At 39.8% G+C, this 19,904-nt stretch carries 14 protein-coding genes; 7 read left to right on the plus strand and 7 right to left on the minus strand.

Annotated features, from left to right (window positions below):
* Positions 1–30: 30 nt before the first annotated feature.
* From M23134_RS34090 to asnB, 3 genes are all read right to left on the minus strand, one after another.
* Positions 31–1,845 carry a caspase family protein gene (locus tag M23134_RS34090; protein WP_002704764.1) on the minus strand — a complete coding sequence of 605 codons (1,815 nt, stop codon included), beginning with the start codon at positions 1,843–1,845 and terminating at the stop codon, positions 31–33.
* Between the two features lie 299 nt (positions 1,846–2,144).
* Positions 2,145–2,375, minus strand: coding sequence for a KTSC domain-containing protein (locus M23134_RS34095; RefSeq protein ID WP_002704766.1), 231 nt, complete (start codon positions 2,373–2,375; stop codon positions 2,145–2,147).
* Between the two features lie 295 nt (positions 2,376–2,670).
* Positions 2,671–4,581, minus strand: a complete 1,911-nt coding sequence (gene asnB / locus M23134_RS34100; RefSeq protein ID WP_002704768.1) for an asparagine synthase (glutamine-hydrolyzing) — start codon at positions 4,579–4,581, stop codon at positions 2,671–2,673.
* Positions 4,582–4,896: 315 nt separating this feature from the next.
* Between asnB and M23134_RS34105 the strand changes: the two genes are divergently transcribed.
* The 7 genes from M23134_RS34105 (at position 4,897) to M23134_RS34135 (ending at position 11,923) form a co-directional block, all read left to right on the plus strand.
* Positions 4,897–5,436: a YceI family protein gene (locus M23134_RS34105; RefSeq protein WP_002704771.1), complete on the plus strand. Its 540-nt coding sequence runs from the start codon at positions 4,897–4,899 to the stop codon at positions 5,434–5,436.
* Between the two features lie 179 nt (positions 5,437–5,615).
* Positions 5,616–6,287, plus strand: a complete 672-nt coding sequence (locus M23134_RS34110; protein WP_045114900.1) for a hypothetical protein — start codon at positions 5,616–5,618, stop codon at positions 6,285–6,287.
* 124 nt (positions 6,288–6,411) lie between these two features.
* Entirely contained in the window at positions 6,412–7,317 is a 906-nt protein-coding gene (locus tag M23134_RS34115) for a hypothetical protein (protein WP_002704775.1), read from the plus strand.
* A 47-nt stretch (positions 7,318–7,364) separates the two neighbouring features.
* Entirely contained in the window at positions 7,365–7,883 is a 519-nt protein-coding gene (locus M23134_RS34120; RefSeq protein ID WP_157558789.1) for a hypothetical protein, read from the plus strand.
* Between the two features lie 433 nt (positions 7,884–8,316).
* The gene (locus tag M23134_RS34125; protein WP_045114901.1) at positions 8,317–8,733 is read left to right on the plus strand and encodes a DUF2141 domain-containing protein; all 417 of its coding nucleotides are present in this window, start codon (positions 8,317–8,319) and stop codon (positions 8,731–8,733) included.
* A 140-nt stretch (positions 8,734–8,873) separates the two neighbouring features.
* Complete coding sequence (locus M23134_RS34130; RefSeq protein WP_002704781.1) at positions 8,874–11,249, plus strand: TonB-dependent receptor; 2,376 nt, start codon at positions 8,874–8,876, stop codon at positions 11,247–11,249.
* A gap of 41 nt (positions 11,250–11,290) precedes the next feature.
* On the plus strand, positions 11,291–11,923 hold the full coding sequence (locus M23134_RS34135; RefSeq protein ID WP_157558790.1) for a hypothetical protein: 633 nt from the start codon (positions 11,291–11,293) through the stop codon (positions 11,921–11,923).
* 1,598 nt (positions 11,924–13,521) lie between these two features.
* Here the strand turns inward: M23134_RS34135 and M23134_RS34140 are convergent.
* From M23134_RS34140 to M23134_RS34155, 4 genes are all read right to left on the minus strand, one after another.
* Complete coding sequence (locus tag M23134_RS34140) at positions 13,522–14,730, minus strand: lipase family protein (protein ID WP_157558791.1); 1,209 nt, start codon at positions 14,728–14,730, stop codon at positions 13,522–13,524.
* Between the two features lie 201 nt (positions 14,731–14,931).
* A complete protein-coding gene (locus M23134_RS39390; protein ID WP_053337445.1) occupies positions 14,932–17,214 on the minus strand; it encodes an NHL domain-containing protein in 2,283 nt (760 codons plus the stop codon).
* 323 nt (positions 17,215–17,537) lie between these two features.
* Entirely contained in the window at positions 17,538–18,476 is a 939-nt protein-coding gene (locus tag M23134_RS42370) for a hypothetical protein (protein ID WP_002704793.1), read from the minus strand.
* 236 nt (positions 18,477–18,712) lie between these two features.
* A complete protein-coding gene (locus tag M23134_RS34155) occupies positions 18,713–19,483 on the minus strand; it encodes an RNA polymerase sigma factor (RefSeq protein WP_002704794.1) in 771 nt (256 codons plus the stop codon).
* Positions 19,484–19,904 lie beyond the last annotated feature (421 nt).

A 19,904-nucleotide genomic window follows, 5' to 3' on the forward strand; every position in this document is an offset into this window, starting at 1 on the left:
CTAAGTGAAAACTTAAACAATATGTATACTTTATTTTTTTAAATAAAACACAAACTCACCGCCTTCGTCCCCTACGTTTTTCAAGGGATGCCCAATGGGGGTTTGACTGGCATTGTTCGACACTGCCACTTTTACATATTGAATTAACTCGCTAATAGGAAATCGTTTTTTTTGATTTTGGCTGAGGTACTTCAAAAAGTAAGTAGCAAAAGGACTACTCTCGCCTATGGTGCCGTCTGACACCAGCTCTAAACGCCCCGAAGCAAAGCCCCAACGTGAGCGATACTTTTCTACATTTTCTATATAACCACGTTTACCCTGCGTAAACAACGACCCCGAAAAGCAAGCGTCTGCCACCAAAAATATATGCTTGGCTTTGATCGCCTTGATGTACTTAAGCAGGGTAGAATTGGCGAGGTACTGGGTTTCTTCACCTTTTTGGGCATTAAATGGAATCCAAAAGCCTTCTTTGATGGCAGCGTTATAGTAGCCATGCCCAGAGTAATACAACAACAAATTGTCTTGTCCGGTGAGTTTTTCACGCAAGCTTGACAATTGCTTTAAAATATTTTTGTTAGTCGCTTGTTCGTCATACACCTCTATGGTGTTTTCTTTGGTAAAGCCATAACGTTTCTGGAGTATTTTTGCTACTTTACGAGCGTCAGTAGTGGCATTTATGAGGGGTTTCCATGATTGGTATTTGTTGATACCCACCACCAACAAATAGTTTTTGCCCGAAGTAGCTACATCAAAATCCAGGTCATCACTATCTAACTTGTTTTTAGTCACTTTTTTAGTGTCTCCTTTTTTGCCTTGGGTATTATTTTTAGTTATTGACTTCACTGGCACTTTGCCCGAAGTAGCAATGATAAGGCGTTTGTCTTTGCCTCCCGAAACAATCAAGTCTTTGTTTGTATCAAGCGCAAAAACATTACTGCCATGCAAGTCGTAGGTGTCTTCTTCTTCGTTGTGCTCAAATTTGCCACTTTTCCAGACATACACCCTTATTTGTTTATTACACGCCAACAAATGTTTGCCCTTAGGAGTAAACTTTAAATCTCTGATTTCTCCACCATACACTCTTATACTATCATTGTAGGCAAACTGCTTGTTTTTGTCAAGGCGAAGGCTATATAATTTGTTACGGGTGCCAAACGCCAGGTATTTACCGTTGGGGTGAAAAGCAATCCCGCGAGTCCAGGATCTTTGGGGGATAAGTTGGAAAAACGAAAACTTTTTTTTGCGCCTTTTATAAACCAATACATTTGCCATAGTGCCTAACAGGGCAAAGTATTGCCCGTTGGGGCTAAATGCAATAGAACGAAAGTTCTGAAAACGTTTGTGTTGGTAAGGAAAAGATTGCTGTAGTTCAAACTGCTTGCCCTTCCACTGCCAGACTTTAATTATACCTGTTCGGCTTTGTCGGGCCCTGCCTGCGGTGATCAAAAATTGTCCATCAGGACTGTATTGCACTATAGCAGCACCACCGGTTTTTAGCTTTTGAACTATCTTCTTTTGGGTAATGTCTAACACACCAACATCGCGAAACGACTGATACTTACTAAATACTAAATGCTTTTCATTGGGGGCAAAGCACAAGTTCATCCCGTAGTTTGCCGGGTTGTTTTGATAGCTCCATATTTTTTCAAAACTTTGATTCCTTAGTTCTACCCTGTTTTGGTTGGTAGCTACTGCCAGATAGGTATTTTTAGCCGAAAGGCGTGCATCAAGGATAAAACCCTTGTAACCCTTTATGGTATGAAATGGTTTGAAGGGAAACGTTTGTGCCTGAATGTTTGCCATTGTGATTAAAAGACAAACCAATATTTTTATAAGTTTTGCCATGAGCAAGGTAGTTTTTTTTTAGGAATGCTAAAAAAATAAGTCAACTCCAGACTATTTACAGTCCTGGTTTATCAGAGAAAAGTTATTTGTATCCATTCCTTATTGAATAAAATAATTTGTGGTATTAAGCATAGTTGGATACTTGATATGCAAATATACTATTCTAAACCGTTGAAGGATGGCTCAAGTGAAGCTTATTTTTATTCTGTTTTTTGGATTTAATTTTGGGCAAGCTCTAAAGCCAAAACAAACACCCTCTAATAGAAAGGTGTTTGTTTTATTATCAATTCAAACATCAACTAATCCCGTACTTTTCTGTAAAGCTCCTTTTTTTTGTTTCGGATGTTGCCGTTAAAGTAAAGCCCTACTGATTTGGCGTTTTGCATATTCTTAAATTCTTGTTCCGACACATTGGCATACTCGTAGATGCCTCCCCGGCAAAATACTATTTCCAGTACTTGACTAAACGGGTCATAAGCAGTAGAAGTAATTAGTGAAGACTCAGTGTGGTTTCTCTTAAATTTTGCCATATATATAACTATTTAGTGTTCTCTTATATATACGTTATTGGCTGGTTTATGTTGGGTTTTTTAGGGTTTATTTAAATATTTAATACGTTGATTATCAGTATTTTGTAAATTAATTTTCAATGAATTATAGCAGTAAATACTGTGCTTTTTTTTGGGAATTATTAATTGTTTTTTATGGTTATTTTAAGTTAGCTACTAACCCTCCATTCCCTTTTTAAAAACAACATTATTGAGTGAGTAGCTACCTTAACTATTTGTAAGTAATGTCTCCAATAACTTAAACTTTACTTCATTATTAAGCAAACCACTTTTTCCACCAGTGTTGAAATACCAGCAAACCCCAAACCCTGGCGTGGGTATCTTCAGGGTTGTTAGATAATAGCTTTTGCTTAATTTTTTGCACTTCTTCTACTTTAAAAATGGCTTGCTTTTCTACAAACTCATCCGAAAGCAAGTCCTTCATCACCATGTCGTGCAAGTCGTGGCGTAGCCATTTGAGCAAAGGCACTTCAAAACCTTTTTTGGGACGTTGGTAGAGCTCCTTGGGCAGCACATCACGAAAAGTGTCTTGCACTATTTTTTTGCGATAATTGGCGTCAATTTTATATTTTGCCGGAAGGCTAAACCCAAAGTTGACCACTTCATGGTCTAAGAAAGGCACCCGCACCTCCAGCCCGTTTGCCATAGACATGAGGTCTACTTTGGTGAGCATGTCACTGGGTAACACCAATTGCATATCGGTGAGCAATAGTTCGTTAAAATCTTCTACTCCTTCGTGCTGCAGGTGCTGCAAAAGGTCTTGTTTGCGTTCGTCGTACACCTCTTGGATGGCTTTTGCCCGAATTTTTTCATTAAACAAATCATCTACGTCGCCTTCTTGAGCAAAAGTAGCCCAACTCCAGTAGCGATCTTTTACTGATAATTTGGCTCCTTCGGCAAACCTTGCCAATTGACGTATTTTGTTGCCTATTTTGCTGCTGCGCGACTTTGGCAAGGCATTCCAAACGCCCGATAATGATTTTACTAAACCCACCTTCCAACTATTTTGTCTAAGGCGGTACTCGGCCGCGTGTTTGTTGTAGCCCGAAAACAACTCGTCAGCTCCATCGCCCGAAAGTGCTACCGTTACATGTGCCTTGGTGCGTTGGCTTAGTATATATACTGCAATCGCCGACGAATCGGCAAAAGGTTCATCTATGTAGTTCAAAATTTCATAGATATGGTCGAGCATGTCTTGGTTTGACACGGAAAAAACGGTATGTTTTGCGCCTATTTTTTTAGCCACCAACTGAGCGTAATTGGTTTCGTCAAAGAAAGGTTCGTCTTTGTAGCCAATAGAGAAAGTATGCAGTTGATCGGTATGACGTGCAGCCAGGGTAGCAATGACAGAAGAGTCTATGCCACCACTCAAAAACGATCCCAGCGGTACATCAGACACGAGCCTTTGCTGCACTGAGCGTTCAAGAATTTGGGCAAATTCGCTTTGGGCTTCTTCATAGGTTTTCGCCCCATTGTTGGCTTTGCCCTGATAGGGAATTTGGTAAAAAGCCTCCTCTGTTTGGTTTTTGCGCCCTTCAACAATAAGGTAGTGCCCGGCAGGTAGTTTGCGTACTTTTTTGAGCATCGTGTAAGGCTGGGGGATGTAGTTGAGCTGCAAGTATTGCTTAAGACTTACATAGTCTATCTCTTTCTCGATACCAAAGCGGATCAAGGCTTTCATTTCTGAACCAAAAATCAATTTATCTTCATCCTGGTAAATCAACAAGGGCTTGATACCCAGGCGGTCACGGGCAAACAGCATTCTTTGGGTTTGTTCGTCGTAAATGGCAAAGGCAAAAAAACCATTGAATCTTTGCAGACATTTTACTCCTTGGTGGATGTATGCTTGGAGTACTACCTCAGTGTCAGACTCAGTGCTGAATTCAACTCCTTGATTTTGAAGGTTTTGCCGGATTTCACGGTAATTATAAATTTCCCCGTTAAATACTATAGTATACCTTTCGGTAGGGTCGGTCATGGGTTGATTTGCGGCAGGGTTGGGGTCTATGATTGATAGCCGTGTATGTCCCAGGTTGATTCGTTCGTGTAACGAAGTATTGAGAAAATCAGGGCCGCGTCGGTTAAGCTGCAGGGTAGCCTGCTGTAGGTTAATGCTAAAAAAACGCCCTAATTCATTAAATGCATAAATCCCGGTAATGCCACACATCAGTTTTGTATTTAGTGAATGTAATGTAATTGGTAAAATTACATATTTTAAGCAAAAACCAAAGAATTCCAAATGACATCACAAATAACTACGGCATCTTTTGTTAATAAAAACCTAAAAGCGATTGATACTGAACCACCCATTCCTCTGTAGCGTTTTGTAAAAAGTTTGTGAAAGGAACGGTAAGCTTTATGCGACAAGCAACAGGCTATACCTGACAAGCAACAATCAATACGCGATTAGTAGCAAGTCACTGGTTGACTGCCTACACCGCAAAGTTTAAACTCAACTCACTTATTTTACCTTTTAGTATTTATGAAAAAAACTATTCTAATTTTGTTGGTGATGCTCACTGTAGCAGCCACTGGAGTTTTCGCCCAAACCAAGTGGAAAATAAACAAAGCAGATGTTAAATTTAAAATAAGAAACGCCGGAATTAATGTATCAGGTTCTTTTGAAGGCTTTAAGGGCAAAATAATTTTTAGCCCCGACAACTTGGCAGGCAGTCGCCTGATTGGGATAATTCAAACTGCTACCATCAATACTGGGATCAAGGGGCGTGACCGTCATTTGCGTAAAGAAGATTTTTTTCATGCGATTAAGTACCCGGTAATTAAAATGAAATCGACCAAAATAGTAAAGGAAGGCGAGCAGTATGTAGCCTACTTTGATGTATTTATCAAAGGGGTAACCAAAAATATAAAAGTGCCCTTTTCTTACGCTAAAAATGGAAATACGGCCACTTTTAAAGCTTCTTTTAAAATCAATCGCCGTGATTTTGGGGTAGGAGGTAAGAGTTTAATCATGAGTAATACAGCAAAAATTGCGTTGAATATTACTGCGGCGGCTTCTTAGTAAAACTACAAAAATAACCTAACCCATAGATACTGTTCTTTTGGACTACTTTATTTTTTCCATTTTACTTAGGGTAAAAATACTTAGTTTTTAGACAAGCATTTTGATAAAGTTGGTAGGGGTTTTGTGTGATCAAATCCAGTGTGATTTATTTATATAATTACCAAAATTTGACAAAAATGCAGCAAAACTTACTACCTTTTTATAAAAAAATAACCTTGGCCAGCGTTTATATAATGTTCGCTTTGGCAATGTTGTCTTGCGGAAGCAAGGAAAAAAGCAAGAACTATACCACCAACACCTCTACTACTACCCACAATTCTACCACTACCAATACGCCTCCTCCTGCTCCTATAGAAATAAAGCTTGGTGATAAAACCTTTGGGGTACTCAGTTCGTGGAATGAAACTGAAACCGCTATTAGTCTGGGAAACAAAGCAATTACCGGAAGGTTGAGCAAAAACGACAAAACCAAGTATTATGACCCCGCTGGCGATGTAATTGCCGAAATAAAATACAAGGAAACTAGTTTTAAACTTCGCAAACCTGATGGCACTTTGCTATGGAAAGTGAAAATAAAAGATAACAAGATAAAGATTAGCGACAATGCCGAAAATGAGCACCCTTATGAGGTGAAAAAGAAGGAAGGAACTTATAAGATAAAACGCCATAATGATGAATTAGGCAAGGTAACTTTTGATGGTAACAACGTAAAGGTAAAAACCTCGGAAGGAACTTTTAAAATGGTAAGCAACAGCGATTCTTATGCTTTTGGTGTATTGGCGATCAAAGAAATTCCGGCCGAACATCGATTGATTATCATGGCTGAGTTGCTGAAAGGCAAAAAATAGTCTGTTCTTTAAAAGTAAATTTGTGGCAGTGGTTGATGCTTACATTGCCCGAATTTTTATATTTGACTCGATTTATACACAAACATTTGAAATTTATACATAACGAACTAAAACTCAGAAAAATATGAAATTGTATTACGCCAATGGTAGTGGACTGGGTCATTTGACCAGGACCTTAGCAGTGATACATACGCTTCAACTCAATCAGGAACCTATACTGTTATTTACTGCTTCAGATCATACCGATTGCCTGCGTTTGCCCAAAAATGTAGAAATTGTGAAAATACCTACACACTTTGCCAATAACCAACGGTCGTATCAGAACTGGCTTTGTGAGCAAATAGAGTTTCATCAAATATCAGAAGTGTACATTGACGCTTTTCCTTGCGGTATTGTGGGCGAGTGGAACAACTTTCCCGACTATATCAAGGTTGACTTTTATCATATTGGGCGGGTGCTCAACTGGCAAAACTATGAAAGGCTTGAGACTAACCGTCCTCCATCATTTAAAGCTACTTATTTGCTCGAAAACGTAGACCCCAAACACAAGCGTTTTTTACAAATACATTCACAAGAGTTGGTTACCCTTGACCTGAGTTACCCACCAGCAGAACTCAACCGCAAAGAGCGTGAACTGGTGAACACCATATTTAGCATTAGCGATAAGCCTATATGGTTGATTGTACACTCTGAACCCCAAGAAGAAGTAAAGCAACTATGTGCGTATGCTATAGAAATAAGCCAAATAGAAAATGTACAACCTTATTTTGTCATCATTAGCCAAACCAAGCCCTTTAGGTCTATTACCAGCAATATACTCTGGATGAATCTATACCCGGCTTTTCCTATGTTTGATAAAGCTGAACGTATATTTTCTGCCTGTGGATTTAATATAATGCAGCAAACAGAAGTGTATAAAGAAAAGCACATGTTTTTGCCGTTTCAACGACATTACGACAATCAGTTTTTGCGGGCAAAGAAACGCAACTTTGAACAAAAACGACGTAAGTCTATTGAACCTCCAGAGTAAAAAAGCCCTGTTCAAAATTGTTGAACAAGGCTTTTTTTGTACAAATTGTGATAAATACCCTCGCCATCATGGGACACTGCATTACTGCTATTGTGCTTAAAGGAGACTATGACCAAGCCCTTGCCGAAACCTTCGATTTGTATGGTATACCGTTGGGTTTCGATTTACATTTGTTTTTTATTGATCATTACTATAGTGCCTATTGGCAGGAAAAACTAGAAACTACCAAAGTGCTTGACTCTGCAAAAGGGACAAATCACCTGATTTATCCCAATGAATTTGCCTTGGTAGAACTGTTACAAATGATTGTTTGTTCCCGTTTTGTAACCTTTGCGGTGATAGTTACTGATTACTTTGGTGGTGTGGGCGATCAGTTTGCCCAAGTATATCAAAACACTGCTTTAGTATCCCCTCATTTCGATACCATCAACAAGGCGTTAGAGTGGTTGGGGGTGGTACCCACCAAAGGGTTAGATGCCTTCGACACGGTAGGTTTGTCTAAATACCGCACAAACCCTGATTATTTGGATAAATATGCCGACTTGGCAGACGAGCTTGGGGTGTAGGTATTTTAGTTCAGGTAGTTAATGGTTCATAGCAATGACAGGGTTTTAGGTGCCCGCAAGCGGGATGTTGGCATAACCTCCACTAGGCTTACCCTGTTCTACTAATAAGTTTACAAGTAGTTATAAGTTTATTAGCCAAAAGCCAAGCGTTTTTTTAGTGTTGCTGCATAATTAGCTTACATAGAGCCCTCTATGGTCAGTTCATAATTGAAAAAATTGTAATTAAACACCCGTTTTCATTTCATCCCTTTATTTTTTCATTTCATCCCTGTTATTCTCCACTTCTTCTTCAGGCATAACACTAGTAATGGTGCATTGCTTACCTTTGAATAAATAAACAAAATAGCCTATCAATAGATTTAGTTAGTAATTTGAGCATACCTTAAGCATAGGTATAGGTTTTATTTAACATAATTAAAAGTTATAAAAACAAATGATACATTACTTTCTAACTCTATGGCTTAGTTTGGGAACAATGAGTAGCCTTGGTGGTGAACTTGCGGTAAGTGTGAAAGACATTCGAACAGTGAGAGGAAAAATCTATATGGCAGTGTATAACCGTGCCGAAGGATTTCTGGAGATTGAGAATGCTGTGGCTACCCAAATTGCCCCTGTTACCGGAAAACAGGTGGTGATTCGTTTCCGCAATCTAAAGCCCGGCTATTATGCTATCGCTACTTACCACGATAAGAACAGCGACGGCAAAATGAATAAAAACCTGGTGGGGATACCCACCGAATATTACGGGTTTTCGCGCGATGCCCGCGCTCGCTTCAGCGCGCCCTCGTTTGAGGCTGCCCGGTTTTATTACAAAGGAGGCAACGCCACCACTGTGATTCATCTAAAATAGTAATTTCCTGCTTTTGGTGGGGTGTTGAATCGTGAAAATGGTGGTGTTTACTCAAGGCAAGTGAGTTTAATTACGAATGACTTGAGTGTGCTTGTAGCTAATTACTTGTCACTACTTACATACAATAACCATAGAAAACGATGAAAACACCTCGCTTACTTTTACTTATTACAAGTTTGTTGTGCATACAAACAGCAGTGTGGGCACAAACCCAAACCATTAGGGGAAGGGTGCTCGACAAACAATCTAAGTTTCCACTGGTGGGGGCTACAGTAGCTGTTTTAGACACCAAACCTTTGCTGGGAGCGGCTACCGATGCTGATGGGTATTTTATTATTGAAAACGTACCTTTGGGTAGACACATTGTGCGAGTGTCTTACTTAGGCTACAAAGAGCAAACCAGACCCAATGTAGTGGTAAATGCGGGCAAGCAAACCATACTTAACCTGGCCTTAGAAGAGGCCATCACATCCACTGATGAAATTGTAATTACTGCCGAAAAAGACAAAACCCGCACTAATAATGAAATGGCGTTGTTGAGTGCCAGGGGATTTACCATAGAAGAAACCTCGCGTTATGCAGGTAGTCGAAATGACCCCTCACGTATGGCACAAAACTTTGCGGGAGTAAGTGGTGCCAACGACAGCCGCAATGACATCATTATCCGAGGCAACTCACCCACTGGTTTGTTGTGGCGTTTAGAAGGCGTAGACATTCCCAACCCCAGTCACTTTGGCGCGTTGGGCACTACGGGTGGTCCGGTGAGCATGCTCAATTACAATACTTTGTCTAACTCTGATTTTTTGACTGGAGCATTTCCCGCCGAATATGGCAATGGTATATCGGGAGTGTTTGACCTACAGATGCGCACCGGAAACAATGCCAAACGAGAGTATATGGCACAGTTGGGGTTCAATGGGTTAGAGTTAGGAGCAGAAGGCCCTTTCTCAAAAAAATCAAAAACTACTTATCTGGTCAATTATCGTTACTCTACCCTTGCTGTATTTGATGCGCTGGGCATCAGTTTTGGTACAGGCACTGCCATACCCAATTACCAGGACTTGTCATTTAAGGTAGATGTACCTACCAAAAATGCAGGGCGTTTTTCGGTGTTTGGGGTAGGAGGCTTTAGTAATATTGATTTGCTGGCAAGCAAAACTGAGTTTGACCCTAACGATTTGTTTAGCCAAAGTGCCAACGACATTCGCCAAAAAACCAGCATGGGTGTTGTAGGCTTGACTCACCTTTATTTTTTCAACAAAAACACTTATTCACAACTCAATCTGGCGGTTTCACGCTCTACCGAGGGTACTACCATTGACTCTATTTACCGCAACCCCAACACCAAGGTAGTCGAGGCGCTTGTTTATAGAGGTACCCGTGACTTCCGACAGGTAAAATACACCTTGCGTGAACAAATTAATAAGAAATTAAATGCACGTAATAACGTGAACATAGGAGTGATCCTGGACTGGTATCAGCTTACAATGGTAGATAGTTTTTTGGTAGATGGAGGCAGCCGCTTTCGCCGACTCAGAGATTTTAACGGAGGCAGTGGTTTGCTGCGTGGGTATGCACAATGGCAGCACCGTTTCAACGATCAATTTACCCTAAACGCAGGAGTACACTACCAACAATTTTTGCTCAATAATACCTATGCGATTGAGCCAAGGTTGGGGCTTAAGTATAGCTTTACGCCTACCCAATCCGTCAGCATTGGCGCCGGACTACACAGTCAATTGCAACCTTTGCAAGTATATTTTCGCCAGGAAGATGGCACGGGTATTCGTACCAATCGAGACCTTGAGTTTACCAAAAGCCGTCACTTGGTGCTTGCCTACGACAATTCTTTGACTCCTAACTTACGCCTGAAAGTAGAAGGATATTACCAACAGCTGGTTGATGTGCCAGTAGACGCTGACTATCCTCATTTTTCGCTGGCAAATGCTGGGGCAGGTTTTGGTATTCCTACATTAGACAATATGACCAATGGGGGCACCGGGCGAAACTACGGGGTAGAGCTTACCCTGGAGAAGTTTTACAGCAAGGGCTATTACTTCTTGTTTACCGGGTCGCTCTTTGAGTCTAAATACAAAGGCTATGATGGCATAGAGCGTAATACTGCTTTTAACGGCAATTTTGTGACCAACGGCCTGCTGGGGAAGGAGTGGAGAGTAGGTAAACGCAATACCTTGGCCATTGACCTGAAAGTAACTTATGCCGGAGGGCGAAGATTTATTCCAATAGATTTGGAAGCTTCACGTCAGCAAAACGACGAGGTACTATTGTATGACCAGGCATACGAGCAAAAGCTGGATGATTATTTTAGGTTTGATTTTAAGATAGGATTTAAAATGAACGGCAAACGTATTACCCAAGAGTGGTTTATAGACATTCAGAATGTAACCAATCAACAAAATGTATTTACTCGGTCGTACAACACTACCGCCAACGATATTCAAACTACCTATCAACTAGGGCTGTTTCCGCTAGTACAATGGAGACTCTTATTTTAAACATGTTTATCAGCAATACACAACAATCAAAGCGTATCAAAATGAAAAAGATCACCCTAAGTTTATGGATGGTATTGTTTATCATCGTTACCATTCAGGCGCAAAATCAACCTACTACTTTGTTTGGCAAAAAGAGTGGGATTAAAATCAGTGGATTTGGTGGGCCTTCCATCAGTATGAGCATGCTCGATGGTGCAGGTACGCTCAACATGGGCGGAGGCGGAGGGGTGCTGCTCGGTAATTTTTTTATAGGTGGCTATGGTTCTTCTACAGTTACCCCCAATGTAAAGCGTATGGTAAACAATGAAAACCTACGACTAAAATTAGTGCAGGGAGGCATTTGGACAGGTTATTCTTTTAACCCAAGCCGTGCCCTACACATTACCACCAGCCTTAAAGCTGGCTTGGGGGCGTTACGTTTGTACCAGAGCAACAGCAATTTTGTATTTACCAACTACCACAATGACGACCACAGCGTAAGGTCTGAATGGGTGGGTACCCTATTGCCTGAACTGGGCATAGAGCTTAATATGACCCATTTTTTCAGAATTGCCCTGACGGGTGGCTACCAAGTGGGTTTTTATGACAATGCTGTAAAAACCGATATGGGTAGCAAAATTGACCTCAACGGGGTAGTAGGTGCAGTTACTTTTAAGTTTGGTTGGTTTAGGTAAGTAGTATATACACATCAGGTAGTAAACGTCAGGCGGCATTTGTGGCTTGGCGTTTTTTTATTTAAGGTTCAAAAGGGAAGCAAAAGTTGACATACGGGCAAAAAAAATTGGTGAGCTAAAACTTAGCTCACCAATTCACCCAATTATATTACACAATGTATATATTTTTATAAATATATTTTATTCTCATTTGATGTTACAAAGGTAGGAAATGAGTCCCGAATAATCTTCGGTTAATAGGTTTTTTTTCGTTTTACTTGCCATTTTTTTTCTTCTTTAGCCACTAGCTCATGAAGTATTGTATGATTCTAATAAATGCATTGTATGTCCTTCATTATCAGTATATTTAACTTTTATGGTTTTCCTCTGTTTTTAGCAATTATTTATTTATGATATTACTGTCATATAGCATAACCAAATGTTATTTGGGGGTAAATTAAAATATTGTTTGGAGTTAGAGGCTCAAACCTGAGTTTAGTCAAGCAGAAAAGGCGAAGCGTTGATTGATTTGGGCAGAAAGCAAAAAAATTGGTGAGCTAAAAATTAACTCACCAATTTATCCAATTATATTACACAATGTATATATTTTTAAGAGTATGCTTAAAGTGCTGTGATCAAAGTCAATATTTTAATCAGAGTCAGTACTTTTAAATACACTTTCGATATACTACTATTTTCATTTGCTGTCACAAAGGTAGGGCATGTGCTCCGAATATTCTTCTGTTTGTAGGTTTTTATCGTTTTTTTGCCTCATTTTTTTTTGCTGTAGTTACTAGCTAATAAAGTATTGTGTTATTTTTATGCTAGAAGTGTATATGCTTAAAAATCAGTATATTTAGGTTTTTTTGTAAATACCCTTTTGAGGCAATGCTTGATGAATAATCATTTTGTAATGCGGTATAACCAAATGTTATTTGGTGATGATTTGAAATATTATTTGGAATTCACTTTTTTGAGCTGCTATTTTTATCTGACAAAAACCAGATGAAAGATTTTGAAAAAAAATGAAGTTTTTGGTTTTCCTGATTAGCTATCAAAGGGAAGGTTGGGTGAGTAGTAGCAAAGGTTGGCATACGGGCAAAAAAAATTGGTGAGCTAAAACTTAGCCTACCCCATTCACACCCATATATACACAATGTATATATTTTATAAATATATTTTATTCTCATTTGATGTTACAAAGGTAGGAAATGAGTCCCGAATAATCTTCGGTGAGTAGATTTTTTTGCGTTTTTCTGGTCATTTTTTTTCTTCTTTAGCCACTAGCTCATGAAGTATTGTATTATTCTAATAAATGAGCTGTATGTGCTTAATTATCAGTATATTTAACTTTTATGGTCTCCTTTCTTTTTTAGCAATTATTTATCTATGTTATTGCCGTAGTATGGTATAACCAAAGCTTATTTGGGTACAGTTCAGAATATTATTTTGAGAAGGTTTTATGGAGGTGTTTTTTGGTGGGGAGAAAGCCTAACGAAAGGTTTTTGAGTGAAGTAGCGGCTTGGGTGAGTATTAAAACCAAACAAGGGCTCAACAATAGGCATTGCTGAGCCTTTGGTAGTACACATCAATCTTGCGATCAAGTTTTTTATTCCAGTCTACTCCGATTTAGATGCGTGCATAAACTCTTTGCCGTCACTGCCTTTAGCAAAGGCTTCATTAGGGCAAGCTGCCAACATATAGCCATTACCTGGTTGAAGCGTGTGGGCTTCTAGAAGTTGGTGTACTTTAGGGTAAACATATTCTTTAATTTTGTTGATTATCTCTTCCCAGTCTATGTTTGGTGTAGCTTCTACACTGTGTGAAAATATGCCAAATTTATAGCAAAAATTCATCATCCAGTTAGAAAAGTCCAGAGTTATACACTCTTCATTCTCCTCTCTGTTGAGCATCTTTGTATCCCCATTATATTTTATAAAACACAAGTGATCGCCTACTGGATAGAAACCACTGAGAAAATCTTTAACTTGCATCTTTTCTAAATGTGCGACTAATTTAGTAATATAATCTCTGCACTCTGGTCCTCCCAAATTTCGTATATATTCACTGTCAAGCAGCCCAAAAATTATCTTTTTTATCCATTCATAATTTTCATAATTGATATTAACATTGGGAGGAAGCAATGGTACCAAGTCTGCTGTATTTTCATAACGCACAGTCACACTGCCTAGAGTCACCTCATTCTGGAGCTTTAGGTCATTGTAGTATTTGGCAAAAGATAGGCCTCCTGGCTTGGGCGCAGCAAACGTGGTGACCCCCTGAATGTTATTATAGTGCTTGCCTTCGTCTGTTTTTTCCTGCGCTAGTTTAACTGCCGCAATAAAAGCCAATGCCCCTCCCTGGCTGTGACCAGTAATGTTTATTTTCCTTTTGGCTTCAGGGTCAAAGTGCCTCACCCAATGCATGATTCCTTTCCAAATAACATCCAATTCTTTTTTAAAACCATGGTGTACCTCCAGTTCACCCTGAGGAGTTTTCATGGCTACCAAATCACAGTCTAAGTTAGTAGACCAATCTTTGATGACTCCACAGGTGGTGTTGCCAGCAGTTCCTCTAAAGCTAAGCGTAAGGTGGCCTCCATAATCGATGTAAATCAGACAAGCCGACTCAAGTCGGTCTTTTGGTTTCTCCTGTGGTTGGTCATCGTAGGCGTAGCCATATTGGTAAACCCCCGCATAAGAGTATATTTGACTAGCTACCCAATCGTCTTCAGAGGGTTTGTCAAAGCCGCTGGCAGTTACTCTATAGGCAAGGTCTGAGGCGGGTAAAGCCAAACAAGGTGGAGTTAAGTTGTTATTTGTCGACATAGGATTATTTAATTTATAAGGATTAATTGAAATATTCATTGTGGGTGGCTGCCCAAACAAATATTAGGTAGAACGCTGTTTTTAACTATGGTTTTTATAAGTCGCTAAAAATCAACGTGATATGAAAAGTTTAGTTACCCAGAGAACAAGGTGTACCTAGCCCTTAGAGGCTAGTCCCTAGCGCCCTGTCAAGGCTTTTCACTACTTTTTAGTGACTCTTTTCAGGATCGTTTCTTTGCCAAGGCGAATCTTAAACAAGTAAATGCCTTTGGGTAAATAACGGACAGGTATTGTAAAAACTCCTGCACTAAGTTTACCAGTATGGGTAGCTAAGTATCTGCCTAAATCATCCAAAATATAAACCTCTAGGCTTTGGCTTACTTTTCCCGTAAACTTTAATATGACTTTGTCGGAGCTTGGGTTGGGGTAAACACTCAGTTGGGCTTGGCTGGGTTGGTTGGGCAATGCCGTGGGGCCTCCACCTCCACTACTAACCGTCATCGAAATTTCGTTAGAGGTAGCCGTATTGCTGCTAACACAGCTTGCCGAGGTAGTCATCATAACGCTCACCTTATCGCCGTTGCTTAGGTCTGTTTTTTCAAACGTAGCAGCAGTAGCCCCACTTACGTCGGTTCCATTTACTTTCCATTGGTAGGTAGGAGAGGTACCTCCATTGGTAGGGGCAGCGGTAAAGGTTACCTTGGTGCCAGGGGCGATGGTGTTATCTGCATCATCAGATGTAATGCTTACAGTAGGAGCTTGTGGAGCATTGACTGTAAGCAAAACATTGGCAGAGTTTGCCGAACCACAGCCTCCGCCTGAGGTAGCTGTACGACGGTAATAAGTATTTTGGCTGAGGGCAGGTGGCTGGTAAGTAGCTGAGGTAGCCCCCGATACATTGCTAAAGTTGGTGCCATCGCCAGAAGATTGCCACTGGTAGGTGAAACTCCCATTTCCGCCCGATGCTGCAGTAGTAGACGTAAGCAAAGCAGGTGTACCTCCACTACAAATGGTTTGGGCACTGCCTATACTGCCAGCATCCACTGCATTACAGGCAGTGGCGGTTCCAGTAAGTTTAATTGTATAAGGATTTTCGTTGGGATCATCGCTATTGATCGTGAGTGTAGCACTACGGGCTCCAGCCGCAACCGGAGTAAAAGTAACCGTAAAAGTTTTGTTACCACTTTCGGCAATAGGACTGGTAAGGCTGGCTTGGCTTATAGAGAAATCGCCTGCATTGGTTCCCCCCAACGTGGCAAAACTTCCTGCGCTTCCGGTAAGGGTTAAATTGCCTGAACCCAGGTTTTCAGCGGTAAAAGTAACTGCACCAGTGTTGCTACCCACCGTTGCAGACCCAAAGTCATGCGTGGCTCCCACGGCAAGGCTAGAGGTAGTTTTAAGGTTTAAGTCAGGGTAAGCCACTTTACGTATTTTGCCATTTGTAAATTCTGGTATATACATGTCGCCCGCAGCATCAATTACAAGCCCAAACGGTAGGCTAACCACTGCACTGGTGGCCAATCCACCATTGCCAGGGTCGCTGGCACCGCCCCCCGCTATAGTATTAATTTTGTTGTCTGAGGCGTTTACTTTACGAACTACATTGCCGCTAAATTCGGCAATGTATAAGTTTCCAGATACATCTATATGAATACCCGTAGGCCCATTAATAGTAGCACTGCCTGCATCGGCTCCGTTACCAGTAGTAGATCCGGTTCCGGTGCCTACAATGGTGTTGATATTTCCGTCCGAAGCATTGATTTTTCTAATCCGATGACCAGCAAATTCGGCAAAGTAAATATTTTTGGCAGCATCCAGGTATATTCCTAGGGGATTGTTTACAGTAGCAGCTGTTGCCAGTCCCCCGTCTCCAGTAGTAGAATTAGTACCATCTCCAGCAATGGTAGATATTTTACCATCGGAGCCATTTACTTTGCGAACTTTGTTTCCGGCATACTCAGTAAAATAAATATCTCCGTTGTCGTTGTCTACATATACAAAAAAAGGATCATTCAGTTTCGCGTCAGTAGCGGCACCCCCGTCACCAGGGTTGTTGGCACCCCCCCCTGCTACTGTAGATATTTTTCCATCCGAAGCATTTATTTTCCGTATTTTTTTGGAAGCCCCTCCTTCGGCAAAGTAAAGGTTCCCGTTTTTATCGAGAAATATTCCTCTGGGTGAGGCTACCTTAGCACTGGTAGCAAGCCCTCCATCGCCGGTAGAGTTTTGGGTACCATCACCTGCCAGAATCAGTATCTTCCCGTCCGAGGCATTTACTTTTAATATATAGTGTTTGTTGGTTGAAGCTATATATAAGTTTCCAGCATTGTCTGATAGTAGCCCGTGTACTTGGCCTAAGTTGGCAGACATTGCGCTTATATTGTTGGCAATGGCAGTGGCGCCTGTGCCTCCTCCGGCAACAGTGCTTATATTTTGTGCAGATAAAAAGTAAGTAGTAAAGCATAGTAGGAGAACCATGCTCATTAAATGAGGCATTTTGTGAGACATATTTAAAAGTTTATAAATTCGTAAAAGATTGTACCTCTAATATAAAAAAATCCTACTGTTAGTCAAAAAATACTTGGCTTACTTAGCCAATAAAAATACATTGAGGTAAGGCAAGTGTAGGCAACGCTTAAAACTTTGTATGGGGAAAATAAGTAAATGGAGGGCTTTTTTAGGCTATTTTGCAAAAGTTACCTGATGAGTAATGCCTGAATTACAGGGCTTATGGCACAAAAAAAGCTTGCTGTTTTTGTGTTTGTCTCAAAAAACAGCAAGCTTTTTTGTAGTGTATGGTATGTAGGTTATTTGGCTACTATAAATCTACCCAGCCCAATCCTTTTTTCCCGGCTATTGTTCATTACTTGTTTTAGTTCCCAGTAATACAAGCCAGGCTTAAAGCCTGCCGGAAGCGTAAATTGGCTGCTCTTGGGAGCAATCATAAATACTTTTCTTCTCGAATCATCGGTTTCTTTAGTAAAAACCTCTAGCCGCAACGAGTCTTGTATAGGGTTGGTCCATTGAAATAAAATACTTTGGCTTTTGGCATCAATTGCTGGAGCAATTACCTTTATGCTACCCGAACGGTTGTTACTTAAACGATTGATTTGTTTGTCGTAATAAGAAATGTGTTGCATTGCCAACAACTTTTCATTTTCCAATAAGTTGGTTTGGGTCGATATAGGTTGAGTATTTTTGTTGGGTAGAGGAGTTTCTTTGCTTGAGTTGTTGTTAGAATTTGGGCGAGCACTATCAGTGGTTGGTTGCTGGTTGATGGATTTAACCTTGCCTTTGTCGCTGATGGGCGTAGGCGCCATATTTTTCTTTGAACTTGAAGTAGAGTCTGTAACTGTTATCCGGTTACCTTGTGTTTTACCATTGTCGTATTTCCAAAATTTGGTGGCTAAGTACCCTCCCCCCATTGTGAGCAATAATGCTGCTGCAATGCCTAGCCCCTGAAATTTGTTAAGCCCCACTACTGGAGTGTTTTTTTTTGTGTTTTTATCAAAATAAGGATGAGGAATAAGCTCTTGGGGGTCATCATCTTTGACAAACTCATAATACTCAAAAATTTTCTTTTGGTCGTTTACTGAGTTAGTCACGTGTTCTACCAGATCTTCGGGCAATTCGCTTTCCCGTTGAAGTCTGAGTGCATCAACATATAATAAAATTCCCGTATCATTTAATTCACCATTATCATCAAAAAATACTGATTGTTTGAACATTACATGGTTTTCTTTCATTTTGCCACATTATTTATAATTTACTACCCTTTTTTGTGGTGTATTACACCATAGACATACATTGTGATGAATATATCTATTTGAATGTTAACTTTCTATTTGATTATAAAGAAGCCGTAGAATGAGCCCCTTTATACACATACTATTTTTAAACGCCTTAACGGACAGTTTTGGTTAAAATAGTATATGTTGTTGTATATATATACCCAAGTTTGGCTTGGGTTATGGAGTTTTTTTTACAATAATCTGATTAAATTTTTAAAAGCCTCTGTATCATATTGATAATGAGGACTTTGATTCATTACTTCTTTTAAAGCAGAGACTTTACTATCCAGCCACTTTCTGATCGAGTCAGGGGAATTTTTTTTCGTTTCTACTTTATTCAGTAAAGGCGTAATGATTTTATAGATCTCTTTGTCGGAATATTCAGTGTATTCTTTGTTAAACTGTTGGTAATAGAGATCAAGCTCTTTGCTTGAAAAGCCTACCGCAAAATTCTTGAAATCTTGTTTGGTCAGTATAATTCTACAGTAGAGTTTAAGCAAGAGGGTAAACTTATGCTGATATTTTGCAAACATCTTAAGATAACTCTTTAAACGCTCTACTTCTCTTTCTATTATCTCGTTTTCTATAAAACTAGATTCAGGAGTAGTGTCATTACGTTCGTTGATCAACAAGTTCTCAGTATCAGTATCCAAACTGTTTTTAAATACAGGTTTGTTTTGTTGTTTTCTGAGTAGCTCCAGACAAATATTGAACGCAACCCTGCTCATATAGCCCTGAATACTCGTAATGTCAGGGTTATAGTTTTGGGCGATATAACCAATTTTTTTCTCTAAAATAACATACAAAATCTCCTGTGTCAGGTCATCCTTTGAAAAACCGTAAATGCCCCCTCGGCTAGTGAATTTATAGGCTGTTTTTCTAATGATTTCCTGGATTTCATTAGATGCAATAAACTTTTGAGGATTCTTAAGAAGTAGTTTATGTAGGTTTTTGTTATTCATTCAGAAAACTGTTGAGTTGTTGTTGAACCACCAACATGAGGCATTTTAGTATCAATAGGTAAGTTAAGTAAAAATAGAAACAAAGTTACGAAGTCAATCGCAGCAATGCTAACTTGTCATTGAAACTAAGTAACAATATTCAAAATAGGTGTCCAAAACTAAGTGTAGGAGCCCACCAAAAGTAACCCCATTCACGGGGTGAGCAGATCACTAAACCTTGAGTATGACTACACCTTGTCTTAAAACAACTACGTTTTTTTCTGATTGTTTACCTATAATTTCCCCTATTTTTATCTTTTTGATCAAGCAGCAACCCCGATTCTTGGATTCAAGCGCAGATTTAAAGCATTTTTACTGGAGAGGGTTGTAATGAATTTGCCATAGGTACTGCCAGTACTTTATCAGCCTTCTAACTAACAAA

Source organism: Microscilla marina ATCC 23134 (assembly GCF_000169175.1).
GTDB classification, from domain to species: Bacteria; Bacteroidota; Bacteroidia; order Cytophagales; family Microscillaceae; genus Microscilla; species Microscilla marina.

What these genes read in the sequence shown, in the direction of transcription:
- M23134_RS34090 (WP_002704764.1), bottom strand. Translation starts at nt 1,845, where the DNA reads ATGGCAAAACTTATAAAAATATTGGTTTGTCTTTTAATCACAATGGCA.
- M23134_RS34095 (WP_002704766.1), bottom strand. Translation starts at nt 2,375, where the DNA reads ATGGCAAAATTTAAGAGAAACCACACTGAGTCTTCACTAATTACTTCT.
- asnB (WP_002704768.1), bottom strand. Translation starts at nt 4,581, where the DNA reads ATGTGTGGCATTACCGGGATTTATGCATTTAATGAATTAGGGCGTTTT.
- M23134_RS34105 (WP_002704771.1), top strand. Translation starts at nt 4,897, where the DNA reads ATGAAAAAAACTATTCTAATTTTGTTGGTGATGCTCACTGTAGCAGCC.
- M23134_RS34110 (WP_045114900.1), top strand. Translation starts at nt 5,616, where the DNA reads ATGCAGCAAAACTTACTACCTTTTTATAAAAAAATAACCTTGGCCAGC.
- M23134_RS34115 (WP_002704775.1), top strand. Translation starts at nt 6,412, where the DNA reads ATGAAATTGTATTACGCCAATGGTAGTGGACTGGGTCATTTGACCAGG.
- M23134_RS34125 (WP_045114901.1), top strand. Translation starts at nt 8,317, where the DNA reads ATGATACATTACTTTCTAACTCTATGGCTTAGTTTGGGAACAATGAGT.
- M23134_RS34130 (WP_002704781.1), top strand. Translation starts at nt 8,874, where the DNA reads ATGAAAACACCTCGCTTACTTTTACTTATTACAAGTTTGTTGTGCATA.
- M23134_RS34135 (WP_157558790.1), top strand. Translation starts at nt 11,291, where the DNA reads ATGAAAAAGATCACCCTAAGTTTATGGATGGTATTGTTTATCATCGTT.
- M23134_RS34140 (WP_157558791.1), bottom strand. Translation starts at nt 14,730, where the DNA reads ATGTCGACAAATAACAACTTAACTCCACCTTGTTTGGCTTTACCCGCC.
- M23134_RS39390 (WP_053337445.1), bottom strand. Translation starts at nt 17,214, where the DNA reads ATGAGCATGGTTCTCCTACTATGCTTTACTACTTACTTTTTATCTGCA.
- M23134_RS42370 (WP_002704793.1), bottom strand. Translation starts at nt 18,476, where the DNA reads ATGAAAGAAAACCATGTAATGTTCAAACAATCAGTATTTTTTGATGAT.
- M23134_RS34155 (WP_002704794.1), bottom strand. Translation starts at nt 19,483, where the DNA reads ATGAATAACAAAAACCTACATAAACTACTTCTTAAGAATCCTCAAAAG.